The sequence below is a fragment of the Candidatus Polarisedimenticolia bacterium genome (genome assembly GCA_036004685.1).
In the GTDB taxonomy this organism is placed as follows: domain Bacteria; phylum Acidobacteriota; class Polarisedimenticolia; order Gp22-AA2; family AA152; genus DASYRE01.
Map to the genome: position 1 here is coordinate 55,832 of DASYRE010000006.1, position 16,039 is coordinate 71,870.

At 67.5% G+C, this 16,039-nt stretch carries 16 protein-coding genes; 14 read left to right on the forward strand and 2 right to left on the reverse strand.

Translation table 11 applies throughout. From position 1 onward, the window contains the following. Nucleotides 1-10: 10 nt before the first annotated feature. Both tsaD and mtnA read right to left on the reverse strand, forming a co-directional pair. Complete coding sequence (tsaD, locus tag VGR67_00955; protein ID HEV8334970.1) at nt 11-1,030, reverse strand: tRNA (adenosine(37)-N6)-threonylcarbamoyltransferase complex transferase subunit TsaD; 1,020 nt, start codon at nt 1,028-1,030, stop codon at nt 11-13. Beyond that, complete coding sequence (gene mtnA, locus VGR67_00960) at nt 1,030-2,073, reverse strand: S-methyl-5-thioribose-1-phosphate isomerase (GenBank protein ID HEV8334971.1); 1,044 nt, start codon at nt 2,071-2,073, stop codon at nt 1,030-1,032. Before mtnA ends, tsaD begins: the two co-directional genes overlap by 1 nt. A gap of 224 nt (nt 2,074-2,297) precedes the next feature. On the opposite strand from mtnA, the gene VGR67_00965 reads away from it, so the two are divergent. The 14 genes from VGR67_00965 to nuoK all read left to right on the forward strand — a co-directional run bounded on the left by VGR67_00965 (nt 2,298) and on the right by nuoK (nt 15,880). After that, on the forward strand, nt 2,298-3,902 hold the full coding sequence (locus VGR67_00965) for a methylmalonyl-CoA mutase family protein (GenBank protein HEV8334972.1): 1,605 nt from the start codon (nt 2,298-2,300) through the stop codon (nt 3,900-3,902). Next, on the forward strand, nt 3,899-4,912 hold the full coding sequence (locus VGR67_00970; protein HEV8334973.1) for an ABC transporter ATP-binding protein: 1,014 nt from the start codon (nt 3,899-3,901) through the stop codon (nt 4,910-4,912). The genes VGR67_00965 and VGR67_00970 overlap by 4 nt, the downstream gene beginning before the upstream one ends. Then, complete coding sequence (locus VGR67_00975; GenBank protein ID HEV8334974.1) at nt 4,909-5,910, forward strand: dipeptide ABC transporter ATP-binding protein; 1,002 nt, start codon at nt 4,909-4,911, stop codon at nt 5,908-5,910. Before VGR67_00970 ends, VGR67_00975 begins: the two co-directional genes overlap by 4 nt. Before the next feature lie 134 nt (nt 5,911-6,044). Continuing rightward, nucleotides 6,045-7,646, forward strand: coding sequence for a TolC family protein (locus tag VGR67_00980; GenBank protein HEV8334975.1), 1,602 nt, complete (start codon nt 6,045-6,047; stop codon nt 7,644-7,646). Between the two features lie 25 nt (nt 7,647-7,671). Beyond that, entirely contained in the window at nt 7,672-8,415 is a 744-nt protein-coding gene (locus VGR67_00985) for a YIP1 family protein (protein HEV8334976.1), read from the forward strand. A 189-nt stretch (nt 8,416-8,604) separates the two neighbouring features. Beyond that, the gene (ndhC, locus tag VGR67_00990; protein ID HEV8334977.1) at nt 8,605-8,967 is read left to right on the forward strand and encodes an NADH-quinone oxidoreductase subunit A; all 363 of its coding nucleotides are present in this window, start codon (nt 8,605-8,607) and stop codon (nt 8,965-8,967) included. Nucleotides 8,968-8,973: 6 nt separating this feature from the next. Then, entirely contained in the window at nt 8,974-9,429 is a 456-nt protein-coding gene (locus VGR67_00995) for an NADH-quinone oxidoreductase subunit C (GenBank protein ID HEV8334978.1), read from the forward strand. A 15-nt stretch (nt 9,430-9,444) separates the two neighbouring features. Beyond that, on the forward strand, nt 9,445-10,650 hold the full coding sequence (nuoD, locus tag VGR67_01000) for an NADH dehydrogenase (quinone) subunit D (protein ID HEV8334979.1): 1,206 nt from the start codon (nt 9,445-9,447) through the stop codon (nt 10,648-10,650). Next, nucleotides 10,647-11,114, forward strand: a complete 468-nt coding sequence (gene nuoE, locus VGR67_01005) for an NADH-quinone oxidoreductase subunit NuoE (protein HEV8334980.1) — start codon at nt 10,647-10,649, stop codon at nt 11,112-11,114. The genes nuoD and nuoE overlap by 4 nt, the downstream gene beginning before the upstream one ends. Next, on the forward strand, nt 11,111-12,412 hold the full coding sequence (gene nuoF, locus VGR67_01010) for an NADH-quinone oxidoreductase subunit NuoF (protein HEV8334981.1): 1,302 nt from the start codon (nt 11,111-11,113) through the stop codon (nt 12,410-12,412). Before nuoE ends, nuoF begins: the two co-directional genes overlap by 4 nt. Before the next feature lie 8 nt (nt 12,413-12,420). After that, the gene (locus VGR67_01015) at nt 12,421-14,040 is read left to right on the forward strand and encodes a 2Fe-2S iron-sulfur cluster-binding protein (GenBank protein ID HEV8334982.1); all 1,620 of its coding nucleotides are present in this window, start codon (nt 12,421-12,423) and stop codon (nt 14,038-14,040) included. Further along, complete coding sequence (gene nuoH / locus VGR67_01020; GenBank protein HEV8334983.1) at nt 14,041-15,081, forward strand: NADH-quinone oxidoreductase subunit NuoH; 1,041 nt, start codon at nt 14,041-14,043, stop codon at nt 15,079-15,081. It begins immediately after the preceding gene. Beyond that, complete coding sequence (locus VGR67_01025; GenBank protein HEV8334984.1) at nt 15,078-15,584, forward strand: NADH-quinone oxidoreductase subunit J; 507 nt, start codon at nt 15,078-15,080, stop codon at nt 15,582-15,584. The genes nuoH and VGR67_01025 overlap by 4 nt, the downstream gene beginning before the upstream one ends. Continuing rightward, the gene (gene nuoK, locus VGR67_01030) at nt 15,581-15,880 is read left to right on the forward strand and encodes an NADH-quinone oxidoreductase subunit NuoK (protein ID HEV8334985.1); all 300 of its coding nucleotides are present in this window, start codon (nt 15,581-15,583) and stop codon (nt 15,878-15,880) included. Before VGR67_01025 ends, nuoK begins: the two co-directional genes overlap by 4 nt. The last annotated feature ends 159 nt before the right edge of the window (nt 15,881-16,039 follow it).

Below are 16,039 nucleotides of genomic sequence, written 5' to 3' on the forward strand. Positions count from 1 at the left end.
CGTTCCCGCCCTACAAGGAGAGGTTCGGCTCGGCGTTCAGCGTCAGATCGGAGCGTTCGCCCCGCAGGATCTGCCGGCGTCCGACCGCGGCGATCATCGCCGCGTTGTCGAGCGCCAGGGACGGGCTCACCGCATGGAAGCACCACTTCTCCCGGGAGGCAATCTCCGCCAGACGCTCCCGGAGCAGGCTGTTGCAGGCGACGCCGCCGGCGAGGCACACCGTGGGCACTCTCTCCCGCGCCGCGGTCCGGACCGTGTTCTCCACGAGATAATCGACCGCCGTCTTCTGGAACGACGCCAGGAGGTCCTTCACTTCCGGACCCGGCTCCGGCGCCGGAAAGGAATGCTCCGGAAGCCCCTGTTCCCGCACGTAGCGCAGGACGGCGCTCTTGAGACCGGAGAAGGAAAAGTCGAGAGTGCCGTCGGTCATCCGCGGCCGGCTGAAGCGGACCGCCTCCGGATTTCCGCCCCGGGCGAGGCGATCGATCACCGGGCCCCCCGGATATCCCAGCCCCATCAGCTTGGCCACTTTGTCGAAAGCCTCGCCGGCGGCATCGTCGCGCGTGCGCGCCAGGCCGGTGCACGCGCCGCTCCGATCGAGCCGATACAGGGCGGTATGGCCGCCGGAGGCCACGAGACACAAGGCGGGGAGCGGGAGATCGGGCTTCTCGAGGAAAGGGGACTGCACGTGCCCCTCGAGATGGTTCACGCCGGTGAAGGGAATGCCGCGCACGAAGGCGACCGCTTTGGCGACCGAGATTCCGACCAGGAGCGATCCGACGAGGCCTGGCCCGCGCGTGACGGCCACCCCGTCCATCTGCGCCAAATCCACGGCCGCCGCCCGCAACGCCAGATGGAGGACGGTGTCGATGTTCTCGACGTGGTGGCGGGAAGCCAGCTCCGGGACCACCCCGCCGTATTTCTGGTGCACCTTGACCTGCGACGCGACGACGTTGGAGAGGATGGTGTCGTCGCTCAGCACCGCGGCGGCCGTCTCGTCGCAGGAGGTCTCGATGCCCAGAATGAGCATCAAGGCTTCCCGCCGAACAGGGCCCGCAAGGCCGGGGCGAAAGGAGGCCGGGCCACCCCGGCTTCGGTGATGATGGCGGTCACGTAGCGCGCCGGCGTGACGTCGAAGGCGATGTGACGGGCGGCGGCCGCCTCGGGGGCCACCCGGGCGCCGCCCGCGCGCATGACCTCGTCCGGGTCGCGCTCCTCGATCGGGATATGAGAGCCGTCGGGCAGGGAGAGGTCGACGGTCGACAGCGGCGCCGCCACGTAGAACGGCACGCGGTTCTCCCGCGCCAGAACGGCCAGGGGATAGGTGCCTATCTTGTTGGCCGTGTCGCCGTTCGCGGCGATCCGATCCGCCCCGACGATCGCCAGATCGACCTCGCCGCGCGCCAGGAAGAACCCGGCCGCCGAGTCGGTGATGATGGTCACCGGAATCCCGTCCTGGGCCAGCTCCCAGGCGGTCAGCCGGGATCCCTGGAGGAAGGGACGGGTCTCGTCGGCCAGCACCTGCACGCTCTTCCCCTTTTCCACCGCCGCCCGGATGACTCCCAGCGCGGTGCCGTATCCGGCGGTCGCCAGCGCTCCCGCATTGCAGTGGGTCAGGACGCGGGCGCGCTCCGGGATCAAGCCCTCGCCGTGCGCCCCCATCCGCCGGTTGATCGCGACGTCCTCGTCGCGGATTCGCAGCGCCTCCGCCATCAGCGACTCGACCCTCTCTCCCGGACTCGCGCCGGCGCTCGCCGCGAGCGCCTGCCTCATCCTCTCGATGGCCCAGAAAAGATTCACCGCGGTGGGACGCGTCGCGGCGAACAGCTTCGCGAGCTCCTCCATCCGCCGCGGGAGATCGGCGGTCGCCGTGGCCGCCGGCTCGCGCATGCCGAGAGCGATTCCCATCGCGGCGGCGACTCCGATCGCCGGGGCGCCGCGGATCACCATGCCGCGAATCGCCTCGGCCACCTCCTCGGCGCGCCGGCAGGAGCGATAGACCACTTCCCCGGGAAGGCGGGTCTGGTCCAGCATCACCACCGCCTCGCCATTCCAGTCGATCGTCTTGAACATTCGACGGAACTCCCAGGCATGTGCGGAAGGCTTCGATACTAGAGGAACTTACGCCCCGATTCAACCCTCCCGGCCGCGGCGGGCGCCGGAGGGCCCGGCGGTCCCCGTCCCGCCTTCGGTTGATGGCCCCCATGCGGTATGGTACTTTAGCCGCCTGATCTTTCCGGAAGTCCCGCCGGGTCAGTCCGTTCGCGACGCCGAGGGCTCCTCCCACCGGGGATCGGATGAAGAGGCACGAAGAGTCCAGAGGCGCCCGCCGGAACTCCTCCGGAATCGACATTCAGCCGCTCTACACCGCCGCGGACTGCCGGGGGATCGCTCCGGAGACCGACATCGGCTTCCCGGGGGAGTATCCGTTCACGCGCGGCATCCAACCCGCCATGTACCGGAGCCGCCTCTGGACGATGCGGCAGTATGCCGGCTTCGGCTCCGCGAAAGAGACGAACCTCCGCCTGAAGTTTCTGCTCGATCACGGCCAGACCGGCCTCTCGGTCGCCTTCGATCTCCCCACGCAGATGGGCTACGACTCCGATCACCCCGCGGCCGAGGGGGAGGTGGGAAAAGTGGGGGTCGCCGTCTCCACGCTGGAGGACATGGAGCTCCTGCTGGACGGGATCCCGCTGGACCGCGTCTCCACGTCGATGACGATCAACGCCACCGCGGCGATTCTTCTGTGTTTCTACGTCGCCGCGGCCGCCCGCCGGGGGATCGCACCGGACCGGCTCTCGGGAACCGTCCAGAACGACGTCCTGAAGGAATACATGGCCCGCGGGACTTACATCTATCCTCCCCAGGCCTCCCTGCGGATCGCCACCGATCTCTTCGCCTACTGCCGGGACCGCCTGCCTCTTTGGAACAGCATCAGCATCAGCGGCTATCACATCCGTGAGGCAGGCGCCACGGCCGTCCAGGAGATCGCCTTCACGCTGGCGAACGGCGTGGAGTACCTCGACGCCGCCCGGCGCGCCGGATTGGAGGTCGACGCGATCGCGCCCCGCATCTCCTTCTTCTTCAACGCCCACAACGACCTTTTCGAGGAAGTCGCCAAGTTCCGCGCCGCGCGGCGGCTGTGGGCCCGGATCATGAAGGAGCGGTTCGGCGCCCGCCGGGAGCGGTCCCTCCTGCTGCGGTTCCATGCGCAGACGGGCGGCTCGACGCTGACCGCGCAGCAGGTGGAGAACAACGTCGTGCGCGTGACCTACCAGGCGCTCGCGGCCATCCTGGGCGGGACCCAGTCCCTGCACACCAACTCCATGGACGAGGCGCTGTCGCTTCCCACCGAGCAAAGCGCGGCGCTCGCTTTGCGGACCCAGCAGATCCTGGCGAGCGAAACCGGAGTTCCCGATACGGTCGATCCGCTCGGAGGCTCTTACTACGTGGAGGCCTTGACGTCGCGTATTGAGGAAGGGGCGCAAGGGTATCTGGATCGGATCGACCGGATGGGCGGCGTGATCCCCGCCCTCGAGAGCGGCTTCATCGCCCGGGAGATCCAGGAGGCGGCCTACCGGACCCAGCGCGCCGTCGAATCGGGCGAGCAGCGCGTCGTGGGAGTCAACTGCCACCGGAGCAGGGCGGGGAAGGCTCCGCGCCTTCACCGGATCGATCCGGCGGTCGCCCGGGAGCAGCTCGGGCGCCTCGCCCGGTTCAAGAGGACCCGCGACGCGGCCGCCGCGCGGCAATCGCTCGCCGATCTCGAGCGTCGCGCCCGGGGCACGGAGAACCTGGTTCCGGCCGTCCTGGCCGCCGTGGAGAGCCGGGCCACGCTCGGCGAGGTTTCCGACGTCCTGCGCCGCGTCTTCGGCTCCTACCGGCCCGAGGTCGCCCTTTGAGCGGACCGCCGCTGCTCGAGGTGGAGGATCTCCGCGTCGAGTTCGCCGCGCCCGAGGGGACGATCCGGGCCGTGGACGGCGTCTCCTTCCACGTCGCGGAGGGGGAGACGCTGGGGCTGGTGGGGGAATCGGGCTGCGGCAAGAGCGTCACCGCCCTCGCCCTGCTCCGGCTGATCGCCCCGCCCGGACGGATCGCGGCAGGCAGGATCCGCTACCGCGGGCGGGATATCATGTCCCTGAGCGAGCCGGAGATTCGCAAGATCCGGGGCAAGGAGATCGCCCTCATCTTCCAGGAGCCGGTCGCGGCGTTGAATCCGGTCTTCACCGTGGGCTCCCAGATCGCCGAGGCGATACGCGTCCACAACAGGATGCCGAAGCGGGAGGCCCTGGCGGAAGCGGTGCGGCTGCTCCAGCTCGTCCAAATCCCCGATCCCGAGCGGCGCATCCGTGAATATCCCCACCAGCTCAGCGGCGGGATGTGCCAGCGCGTCATGATTGCCATGGCCCTCTCCTGCAAGCCGTCCCTGATCGTCGCCGACGAGCCGACGACGGCGCTGGACGTGACGATTCAGGCGGAAATCCTCGACCTTCTCCGTCGCCTGCGCTCGCAGTTCGGATTGTCGGTGCTCCTGATCAGCCACAATCTCGGCGTGATCGCCGAATCGGCCCACCGCGTAGCGGTGATGTACGCGGGGCGAATCGTCGAGGAAGCGCCGGTGAGGGAGATCTTCGCGTCGCCCAAGCATCCCTACACGCTCGGTCTTCTGAGGTCGATGCCGCGCCTCGGGGAGCGCTCGCGGTCCGGCCGCCGGCGGCTGCCGATCATTTCCGGAAGCGTTCCCGATCCGGGCCGCCGGGAGCCGGGATGCTCCTTCGCGCCGCGCTGCCCGGAGGTCATGGAAGCGTGCCGGAGGGAAGACCCCGCGCTTCTGCCGCTCGGCCCCGGGCGCCGGGTCGCCTGCTTCCTGCACCATCCTCCCGCCGCCGCGGAAAGGACGGCGCCCCGATGAGCGTCCCGGAAGAGACGACCCTCTTGGAGGTCCGCGGGCTGAAGAAGCACTTTCCCATCCGGCGGGGCGTGTTCTCCAAAGTCAGCGGCTACGTGCGCGCCGTGGACGGCGTCGATCTCTCCTTGAGGCGGGGCGAGACCCTGGGGCTGGTGGGGGAGTCGGGGAGCGGAAAGACGACGACGGGACGCTGTATCCTCCGGCTGATGGAGCCGACCGCGGGGACGATCACCTTCGAAGGAGCGGATCTCCTGGCGCTCTCCGCGCCGGAGATGCGCAAGATGCGCCGGGAGATGCAGGTCATCTTCCAGGACCCTTACAGCTCCCTGAATCCGCGGATGAGAGTCGGGACGATCGTCGGGGAGCCGCTGGCCATCCACAAGATCGCGCGCGGCAGCGAGCGCTCGGATCGCGTCGCGGAGCTGCTGCGGCGGGTCGGACTGGACCCCTCGGCCATGAAGCGTTATCCTCACGAGTTTTCGGGGGGGCAGCGCCAGCGCATCGGCATCGCCCGGGCCCTGGCGCTGAAGCCGAAGCTGATCATCTGCGACGAGCCGGTTTCGGCGCTCGACGTCTCGATCCAGGCCCAGGTGGTCAACCTCCTGATGGATCTTCAGGACGAGTTCTCGCTGACGTATCTCTTCATCGCGCACGATCTGAGCGTGGTGGAGCACATCAGCGACCGGGTGGCGGTGATGTACCTGGGGAAAATCGTGGAAGTGGCCGACGCCGAGACGCTCTATCGGGACCCGAAGCATCCCTATACCAAGGCGCTCCTCTCGGCGATTCCCGTCCCGGATCCGGACGCTCGCCCGCAGCGGACGCTTTTGAAGGGGGAGCTGCCGAGCCCGGCGCTCCCTCCTCCCGGGTGCGCCTTCCACCCGCGGTGTCCCGTGGCGGTGGAGGAATGCTCGCGGACGGAGCCGGCGCTGCGGCGGGTCGGGAAGGATCAGCTCGCCGCGTGCCTTCTGGTCCCGGAGGCGGCGGAACGTCCCGACTGAACCTGATTTCCTTCGGATTCGTATATCCGTTTGTTTCGCGAACCTGAAATCCCGCCCGGCCCATCCGGTCCCGGCGGCCGCCGTGCTTGCGGCCGCGCGGGGGCTCGTTCGACGCGAATCTTCTGAGGTGATGAATGAACAGGTGGTCCCGACGCATACTGTCCGGAATTCTGGCCTTCGCCTGCCTGGCCCCGGCCGGGCCGGGCCCGAGAGCCCAGGAGTCTCCGCCCGCCGCGACCCCGGCCGCTGCCGGCGACCTTCCCGCCGCGCCGCTCTCGCTGGCGGAGGTGCTGAAATCTTCGCTCGAGAAGAACCTCGATCTCATCATCACCCGGTTCGATCCGAAGATCGCGGAGACCAGCATCACGGCGGCCGAGGCGGCCTTCGATCCGCAGGTCTTCGGCAGCGCCCAGGTCGGCGAGGACAACTCGCCGCAGGCGGACCGCCTCAGCGGAGAGTTCGTCAGCGCCTCCAAAGACAGGACCTTCTCCGCGAGCTACATCGACCCGCTGCGGATCGGGAGCACCTTCCAGTTCGACGTCTTCGCGAACCGGCACCTGCCGGGCGATCCGGGCCCGACCTACTTCTCCCAGGCGCTCGCCACCTACACGCAGCCTTTGCTGCGGAACTTCGGGAAGAAGGTGAACGAGACTCAGATCACCATCGCCCGGAACAACCGGGACATGAGCCGCTCGCGCTTCCGGCAGGTCGTCATGGATACCCTGTCGACCTCGGAGAAGGCCTACTGGGATCTGAATTTCGCCATCATGAACCTTAAGACGACCGAGGCCTCCCTGAAGCTGGCGGAGGACTTCCTGGGCCAGACCGAGATCAAGGTCAAGGTGGGCACCCTTCCCCCCATCGAGATCACCCAGGCGCAGGCGGGGGTGGCCGATCGTGAGGAGGCGGTGATTCTGGCCAAGAACGCCATCCTCACCGCCGAGGACAACCTGCGGCAGCTGATGAACATCCCGCCCGATTCGCCGCTGTGGAAGCAGCCGATCCAGCCGACCGATCAGCCCCAGGTCCTGGACAAGGTGATCGACATGGACGAGGCGATCCGGACGGCGCTGCGGCAGCGCCCCGATCTCGAGCAGGCGCGGCTCGATCTCGCCAATCGCGAAGCGGATCTGGTCTTCCGGCGCAACCAGAAGCTCTACCGCCTCGATCTGATCGCGCGCTACGGCGCGAGCGGTCTGGCGGGGAATTTCTTCGTGCGAGATCCGGTCACGGGCGCGATCCTTCTCGACCCCGGGGGCCGGCCCTTGATCGACTCGACGGGCGTCGGACAGACCTTCAGCGACATCGCCCAGCGGGATTCGAGCACCTGGAGCGCCGAGCTGCAGCTCGGGATTCCGATCCGGAACCGGGCCGCCGAAGCGGCCTACGCCGCCTCGCACTATGAGGAGGAGCGCTCGAAGGTCACGATCGAGCAGCTGGAGCAGGGAGCCCGGGTGGAGGCCCGCAACGCGGTGCGCCAGATCGAGACCAACCTCAAGCGGGTCAAGGCGGCGCAGGTCAATACCAAGCTCCAGCACGAGAAGCTGGACGCGGAGCAGAAGAAATACGCCAACGGGATGAGCACCACCTTTCAGATCCTCCAGTTCCAGACCGACCTCACGAGCGCGGAGAGCCGCGAGAACCAGGCGATCGTCGACTATAATAAGTCGCTCGTGGAGCTGGACCGGGTGCTCGGAATCCTGCTCGACACGAGGAACATCACCATCGCGGAATGAGTCGCTCCCCTTCTCGGGCGCCTGAGTGAACGGACCCGCCGAGCCGGCGGCCCCGCCGCCCGGCGATCTCGGACCCCTGCAGGCCCTCGGCCGCGTGGCGAGAATCTTCTACGCGCCGCGAGCCGCCAGCGCCGAGATCCGGGAGCGGCCCAACTGGGTCTTCCCCCTCCTCCTGTCGGTCCTGTTCTCCTTCCTGTTGTGGGGGGCGCTGTTCGCCCGTCCCGAATGGCAGCAAGCCCTGCGACAATCGATCGCCGCGGCTCCCGCGAAGCTCGGGGAGCTCGAGAAGGTGCAGACTCTCAAGGCGATGCAGGTCGCCGCCACGGTCATGGCGCTCGCGGCCCCGATCCTCGGCAACCTCTTCCTGGCCATGCTGCTCTGGGGCATCGCCACGTTGCGCGAGGGGAAGGCCCCCTTCGTGACCGTCTTCTCGTTCGAAGTCCACGCGCAGATGGTGACCGTCGTGCCCCAGGCGATCGGACTGGGCGTTCTCGTGGCCAGCCGGGGCGGGAGTCTCGCCGACGCCGGCAGCGGCATCCCTTTCAGCCTCGCCAGCCTTCTCCCCGCGGCGGGAGTCCCGGCGGCGGCCCGAGGCCTGGCCTCGGCCGTCGATCTCTTCAGCGTCTGGTATTGGGCGCTGGTCCTGGTGGGGCTGCCGATCGTCACCTCGGTTCCGGCGCGGCGCCTGCGATTCCCGATCCTCGTCCTGTGGCTCGCCAGCGTGATCGCCCGCGCCGTCACCCTGACCCTGGCGGTGTCGCAGCCCTGACCCGCGGAGGCGGCGCTCCGGCCGGGCGCAACTCGCTCAAGAAACGAAAGATGGGACTCGATTTGGAGCCGGACGGCGGATTTCCCGGCGCGTTGACACACCCCCTCCCCTGTGCTACCCTCCGCCCCCGGTCCCAACCCTTTCGCGTTGCTCCGGCCTTGTGAAGGGCATCACGAGGAAATCTCCTCAGTGTCCGACAGCCTCCTGCCGGTTCTCCTGCAGCTCTCGATCGTCGTGCTGATGGCGGCGGGAATCCTGTTTCTTTCCTGGATCCTGGGGCGCCGGGCGGCGCAGCGAGGCCGCACCGATCTGTCCCCCTATGAATGCGGCCTCCCCCCGTTCGAGGGAGCCCGGAAGCGCTTCTCGGTCCGCTTCTACCTCGTGGCGATGCTCTTCATCCTGTTCGACATCGAGGCGGCCTATCTCTTCCCATGGGCGACGGTGTTCCGGCACCTTGGATCGACCGGCTTCTGGCAGATGGCCGTCTTCATCTTCGTCCTTCTCCTGGGCTACTTCTACATTCTCCGGCGCGGAGCGCTGGACTGGGACTAGGGAGCCATGGGCACGGAGCCGCTGGAGGTCGTGAAGGTCCGGGAAAAATTCGGCGCGGCGCTGAAGGAGGTCGTCTACTTCCGGGGCGAAGAGACACTCGTCCTGGAGCCGTCGGGGATCCGGCCGATCTGCGCCTTTCTCAAGAGCGATCCGGAGATGAGCTTCAACCTGCTTCTCGACATCGCCGGGATCCACTTCCTGGAGCGCGAATACAGCTACGAGGTGATCTATCACCTGCTGTCCCTTGCCCGGAAACGCCGCCTGAGGCTGCGTGTCCGCCTGGGGGAGGAAGGGGAGATCGATTCCGTCGTGCCGGTCTGGCGGACGGCCGACTGGCACGAGCGGGAAGCCTTCGATCTGGTGGGGATCCGCTTCAAGGGCCATCCCGACCTTCGCCGAATCCTCATGCCCGAGGACTTCGTCGGCCACCCGCTGCGCAAGGACTTTCCACTGGAGCAATAGAAAAGGCGGAAACGGATGTCTCACCCCGAAGAGAAGATCGCCCCCGATCCGGTGACGGGGGAGACGGTCACGATCAACATGGGCCCGTCGCACCCGAGCACGCACGGCGTGCTGCGGCTGGTGGTCGAGCTGGACGGGGAGGTGGTGCGCAAGGTCGTGCCTCACGTCGGCTATCTTCACCGGGGCATGGAGAAGATCGCCGAGAGCATGACCTACCATCAGTTCATCCCCTACACCGATCGGCTCGACTATCTGGCCCCGCTGTCCAACAACGTGGCGTTCGTCCTGGCGGTGGAGAAGCTGATCGGGCTGGAGGTGCCGCCACGCTGCCGGGCGATTCGCGTGATCTGCTGCGAGATCGCCCGGATCTCCGCGCACCTGCTGTGGCTGGGGACCGGCGCGCTCGACCTCGGCGCGGCGACCGTCTTCTTCCACACCTTCCGGGAGCGGGAGACTCTCTACAACCTGATCGAGATGATCACAGGCACCCGACTCACGACGAGCTATCCCCGGGTCGGCGGGCTGGCCCGCGACCTTCCGGACGGCCTGATTCCGCAGCTCGCGGAGTTCATCAAGACGTTCCCCCAGAAGGTGGACGAGTACGAAACCCTCCTGACGCGGAACCGCATCTGGCTCAAGCGCACGCAGAACATCGGGAAGATCTCGGCCGCCGACGCCGTCGATTTCGGCCTGACCGGCCCGAACCTCCGGGCGTGCGGAGTCGAGTACGACGTCCGGAAGGCCTTCCCCTATTCGGGGTACGAGCAGTACGACTTCGAGATCCCGCTGGGCGGCGTCGGCGACGCCTACGACCGCTACCTCGTCCGGATCGAGGAGATGCGCCAGAGCGTGCGGATCCTGCGGCAGGCCGTGGCGAGCCTGCCCGCGGGTCCCGTCAACGCCGACGATCCGAAGGTGGTCCTGCCGCCGAAGAAGAAGGTGGTCACCAGCATGGAGGAATTGATCCACCAGTTCATCATCGTCACCGAGGGCTTTCCCGCCCCGACCGGAGAGGTCTACCACGCCGTCGAGGCTCCGAAGGGCGAGCTGGGCTTCTACGTCAAGAGCGAGGGGAGCAAGTCGCCTTACCGCCTGAAAATACGCTCCCCTTCCTTCGTGAGCCTGCAGGCGGTGCCGCTCATGGCCGAGGGAGGGATGGTCTCGGATCTGATCGCCGTGGTCGCGAGCCTGGATCCGGTCATGGGGGAGGTGGACCGGTGATTCCGGGCAAGGAGACCGAAAGCCGGATCGAGGCCGCCTTGCTGGAATATCCGCAGCCTCAGTCGGCGCTTCTGGCGGTGCTTCACCTGCTCCAGGCGGAGAGGGGATACATCGCCGACGAAGACATCGAGTACGCCGCCCGGAGGGTGGATGTGCCGGTGGCCCACGTCGCGGGCGTCGTGTCCTTCTACACGATGTTCCGGCGCAAGCCTCCCGGCCGGCACCACCTGCAGATGTGCCGGACCCTCTCCTGCCAGCTCCGCGGCTGCCGGGAGATTCTCGCTCACCTGAGGACGCGGCTGGGGATCGCGGAAGGAGAGGTCACGCCCGACGGCCGGTTCTCGCTCGTGACGGTCGAGTGCCTCGGATCGTGCGACACCGCGCCCATGATGCGGGTGAACGACGATTACCATGAGGGACTGACGATCGAGCGCCTCGACGCGCTCCTGGACTCCATGAAATGACCGACGGCCGCGCCCAAACGCTTCTGCTGAAGAACCTGCACCGCTCCGACTCCGCGACCCTGGAGGCTTATCTTCAAGGGGGCGGTTACCGGGCGCTGGCGAGGGCGCTGAAGGAGATGACCCCGGAGCAGGTCGTGGAGGAGGTGAAGGCCTCGGGCCTGAGAGGACGGGGCGGAGCCGGTTTCCCGACCGGCATGAAGTGGGGCTTCATGCCGAAGGGGCCCGGCCCCAAGTACTTGGTCCTCAACGCCGACGAGAGCGAGCCGGGGACGTTCAAGGACCGGCTCCTCCTCGAACGGGACCCGCATCTGGTGTTGGAGGGATTCCTGATCGGCTGCTACGCCGTCGGATGCCATCACGGCTTCATCTATATCCGGGGAGAGTTCGTCCGGCCCTACCGGATTCTCCTCCAGGCGGTTCAGGAGGCCCGCGCCCGCGGCTACGTGGGGAAGAACCTCCTCGGCAGCGGCTACGATCTCGAGATCACGGTCTATCGCGGGGCCGGGGCCTACATTTGCGGCGAGGAGACCGCGCTGCTCGAGTCGCTCGAAGGGAAGCTCGGACATCCCCGGCTGAAGCCTCCGTTTCCCGCCCAGGTGGGACTCTACGGGAAGCCGACGTCGGTGAACAACGTCGAGACGGTCGCCAACGTTCCGATGATCGTGGAGATGGGGGCGAACTGGTACGGCAACATCGGCCGGCCCAAGAACACCGGGCCGAAGCTCTTCTGCCTCTCGGGGCACGTCCGCAGGCCGGGCGTGTACGAGTTCCCGCTGGGCATCCCCCTGCGGGAGCTGATTTACCAGCACGCGGGCGGCATGCTCCGTGACGATCGCCCGCTGAAGGCGGTCGTCCCGGGCGGGTCCTCGGTCCCGGTCCTGCGCGCCGATCAGATCGACGTTCTCATGGATTTCGACTCCCTCGCCGCCGCCGGCACCCTCCTCGGCTCGGCCGGCGTCATCGTGATGGACGACAGCGTGTGCATGGTGGACGCGCTTCTCAACCTGGCGCGCTTCTACGCCCACGAGTCCTGCGGGCAGTGCACGCCCTGCCGCGAAGGGACCGGCTGGTACGTCCAGATCCTGGAGAGGCTCGAGCGCGGCGCGGGCAGGAAGTCGGATCTCGATCTCCTCCTGGATCTCAGCGATCGGATCCAGGGGAACACGATCTGCCCGCTCGGAGACGCCGTGGCGATGCCCGTCCGGAGCTACGTCACCCAGTTCCGCGAGGAGTTCGAGGAGCACGTCGCCACGCGGCGGTGCCCGCGGGCGGCGGCCGCGGCGCCCGGTCGCGCCTGAGGACGAGAATGGCCGAAGAGACGCAGCAACCCGCGGAAGTGACGCTCACGATCGACGGCGAGACCGTCACCGTGCCCCGCGAGATGAACCTCATCCAGGCGGCCGCCAAGGCCGGGATCGAGATCCCCTCGTTCTGCTTCCACCATCGGCTCTCGGTGGCCGGCAACTGCCGCATCTGCCTGGTGGAGATCGAGAAGATGCCGAAGAACCAGATCGCCTGCTCCACGCGCGTCGCTCCCGGAATGGTGGTGAAGACGCGCTCCGAGAAGGCGGTGAAGGGCCGGCAGGGGGTGATGGAGTTCCTCCTCATCAACCATCCCCTCGACTGCCCCATCTGCGACAAAGCGGGCGAGTGCATCCTCCAGTCGCATTCGTTCCACTACGGCACCGGCCAGAGCCGGTTCGAAGGCGAGAAGGTCCACGGGGACAAGCAGGTCGATCTCGGGCCGCACATCGTCTTCGACGCCGAACGGTGCATCAAGTGCACCCGGTGCATCCGCTTCTGCGACGAGGTGACCCACACCCACGAGTTGGGGTTCTTCAACCGCGGAGACCACTCGATCATCGGGACGTTCCCGGGACGGCGGCTCGACAACGCCTATTCGGGGTGCACCTCGGACATCTGCCCGGTCGGAGCGCTGACGGTCAAGGAATTCCGCTTCAAGCAGCGCGTCTGGTTCCTGAAGAACACCGCTTCGATCTGCTCGGGCTGCGCCCGCGGCTGCAACGTCTACCTGGGGATCCACCAGAACCGGATCTGGCGGATCATGCCGCGGGAGAGCGAGGCGGTGAACAAGAGCTGGATCTGCGACGAGGGAAGGCTGAGCTACGAGCGGTATCAGATCGCCGAGCGCCTCGCCGACGCGCGCTCGGGGCCCATGGTCGGAACGGCCGCCGGGACGGCCCGGCCGCTGATGCCCCGGGCGGCCTGGGAGGAGGCGGCGGCGACGCTCGGCGAGGTGGCCCGGAAGCACGGGGGCGCCTCGATCGCCGCGATCACTTCCGGCCACGCGACGCTGGAGGAGCAGGCGGCGCTCGCGGAGCTGATGAGAACCCTCGGCGGAACCCGGACGGCGCTTCCGGTTCACGAGCGCGGCGAGGACGACGGCCTCCTGATCCGGAAGGACAAGACGATGAACTCGCGCGGAGCCCTCCTGATCGGCGGGGTCAACGCCCGGCTGGACGAGATCGTCGCGGCCGCCGCGAAAGGGGAGATCCGCGCCCTGATTGTCCTGCGGGAGGATCCGATCGGCGAAGGAGGCGAGGAGGCGGGCGCGGCGTTGGGGACGCTGGACCTCCTGCTCACGCTCGACTGGCGGGTGACGCCGACGGTCAGGGCGTCGGATCTGGCCCTTCCGGTCTGCGCCTACGGAGAGCTGGACGGCAGCGCCATGAACTTCGAAGGACGACTCCAGCTGCTCCGCCCCGGCCTCCTGCCGCACGGCGAAAGCGATCCGGCCTGGCGTCCGCTGTACGAGATGGTGGCGCGCCTCGGCGGGGAGCCGGCCCCCCAGAGCTTCCGGGATGCGTTCCGGCGGAGCGCGTCCCGGCCCGGGCCTCTGTTCGGACTCGACACGCCGGCCGTGGGAACGGCGGGACTTGACCTGGCGAACGCCAAGGAGCCGTAGGTGGATCCGGGGATCGGCGAGCAGATCCTGGAATCGTTCGTGAAGGTGGCGTTCGTCATCAGTCTGGTGATGGGCGCCGTCACGTTCATGACCTGGGTGGAGCGGCGCGTCTCCGCCTGGATCCAGGATCGCTTGGGCCCGAACCGGGTCGGGCCGGCCGGCCTGTTCCAGCCGATCGCGGACGGGATCAAGTTCCTCTTCAAGGAGGACGTGGTTCCGCCTCACGTCCACAAGCCGCTCTACGTCCTGGCCCCGGCGCTGAGCTTCGTCCCCGCGCTGCTCGGCTCCGCGGTCATCCCCTTCGGGGACACGATCCCTCTTTTCGGACGCGACATTCCGCTCCGGGTCGCGGACCTCGACGTCGGGATCCTCTTCATCTTCGCGATGTCCGCGATGGGCGTTTACGGCATCGCGCTGGCCGGGTGGTCGTCCAACAACAAGTACTCGCTGATGGGGGGCCTGAGGTCCTCGGCGCAGCTCATCTCCTACGAGCTGGCGATGAGCCTGTCCGTCGTCGGGGCCCTGATGGCCGCCGGCTCGCTGCGCCTGAGTGAAGTGGTCCTGACCCAGGACCGGCTCATGCACTGGAACGTGTGGACCCAGCCGATTGGCGCGCTCGTGTTCATCGTCGCCGCCTTCGCCGAGACCAACCGGCTGCCGTTCGATCTTCCCGAGTGCGAGTCGGAGCTGGTCGCCGGCTATCACACCGAATACTCCAGCATGAAGTTCGCCATGTTCTTCATGGCCGAGTACGCCAACATGGTGACGGCGTCGGCGCTGATGGTGACGCTCTATTTCGGAGGCTGGCAGGTCCCCGGGCTCGCTTCCCTGTCGCTTCCCCCGCTCGCCGTGTCGCTGATCCAGGTGGCGGCCTTCCTCTTGAAGGTGGCCTTCTTCCTCTTCGTTTATGTGTGGGTCCGCTGGACGCTGCCGCGCTTCCGGTTCGATCAGCTCATGGACCTGGGATGGAAGGTCATGCTGCCGCTGGCGCTCTTGAACATCTTCTTGACGTCCTGGCTGATTCTGAACGGGTGGATATGAATCCCGAAATCCTGCTGGTCGACGCCGTCGCGTTCGTCGCCATCTTCGCCGCCCTGATGGTGGTGTTCCACCGCAACCCGATGGTGAGCGTCGTCTTCCTGATCGTCAACCTGGTCTGCGTGGCGCTCTTCTTCCTGCTCCTGAACGCCCAATTCCTGTTCGCCATCCAGATCATCGTCTACGCCGGCGCGATCATGGTTCTCTTCGTCTTCGTCGTGATGCTGCTGGATCTGCGCGTCGAGGAGGCGGCCCCCGGCGGCCGCATCCAGAGCGCCCTGGCCGGCTTGGGAGGGCTGCTGCTGGTGGCGCTCCTCTGGATCGCCATGTGGGGGCGCAGCTCCGCCTCGAACAGCTACACCGGGGGGTTCTGGGCGGGTTTCGGGACCGTCGAGGACGTGGGGCGCCTCCTGTTCGGCGAATACGTGTTCGCGTTCGAGGCGGCGTCGGTCCTCCTGGTGGTGGCCATGATTGGAGCGGTGCTCCTGGCGCGGAGGGAGCGGTGAAGACCTCCTTTCTCCCGCTGATCGCCGCGGTCCTGTTCTCGATCGGCGCGCTCGGCTTCCTGATCCGGCGCAACGTGATCGTCATCCTGATGTGCGTCGAGCTGATGCTCAACGCGGTGAACCTCACGTTCGCGGCCTACGCCTACGAGCTGCGCTCGATGACCGGCCACATCTTCATCTTCTTCATCATGACGGTCGCCGCGGCCGAGGCCGCGGTCGGCCTCGCGATCGTCATCGCGCTCTTCCGGAAGCGGCAGAGCACCGACGTCGACGACGTCGATCTCATGCGCTGGTAAGGAAGGATGCTGAACCTACTCTGGCTGATACCGGTCCTGCCGTTTCTGGGGTTCGCGGTGAACGGCCTGCTGGGGCGGCGGTTTTTGCCGAAGCGGGCGGTGTCGTGGATCGCGTGCGGGACGGTGCTGCTGTCGTTCCTGCTGTCGGTAGGGGCGGTG

What these genes read in the sequence shown, in the direction of transcription:
- nuoD (HEV8334979.1), top strand. Translation starts at nt 9,445, where the DNA reads ATGTCTCACCCCGAAGAGAAGATCGCCCCCGATCCGGTGACGGGGGAG.
- VGR67_01025 (HEV8334984.1), top strand. Translation starts at nt 15,078, where the DNA reads ATGAATCCCGAAATCCTGCTGGTCGACGCCGTCGCGTTCGTCGCCATC.
- VGR67_00975 (HEV8334974.1), top strand. Translation starts at nt 4,909, where the DNA reads ATGAGCGTCCCGGAAGAGACGACCCTCTTGGAGGTCCGCGGGCTGAAG.
- VGR67_00965 (HEV8334972.1), top strand. Translation starts at nt 2,298, where the DNA reads ATGAAGAGGCACGAAGAGTCCAGAGGCGCCCGCCGGAACTCCTCCGGA.
- VGR67_00980 (HEV8334975.1), top strand. Translation starts at nt 6,045, where the DNA reads ATGAACAGGTGGTCCCGACGCATACTGTCCGGAATTCTGGCCTTCGCC.
- VGR67_00995 (HEV8334978.1), top strand. Translation starts at nt 8,974, where the DNA reads ATGGGCACGGAGCCGCTGGAGGTCGTGAAGGTCCGGGAAAAATTCGGC.
- tsaD (HEV8334970.1), bottom strand. Translation starts at nt 1,030, where the DNA reads ATGCTCATTCTGGGCATCGAGACCTCCTGCGACGAGACGGCCGCCGCG.
- VGR67_01015 (HEV8334982.1), top strand. Translation starts at nt 12,421, where the DNA reads ATGGCCGAAGAGACGCAGCAACCCGCGGAAGTGACGCTCACGATCGAC.
- mtnA (HEV8334971.1), bottom strand. Translation starts at nt 2,073, where the DNA reads ATGTTCAAGACGATCGACTGGAATGGCGAGGCGGTGGTGATGCTGGAC.
- nuoF (HEV8334981.1), top strand. Translation starts at nt 11,111, where the DNA reads ATGACCGACGGCCGCGCCCAAACGCTTCTGCTGAAGAACCTGCACCGC.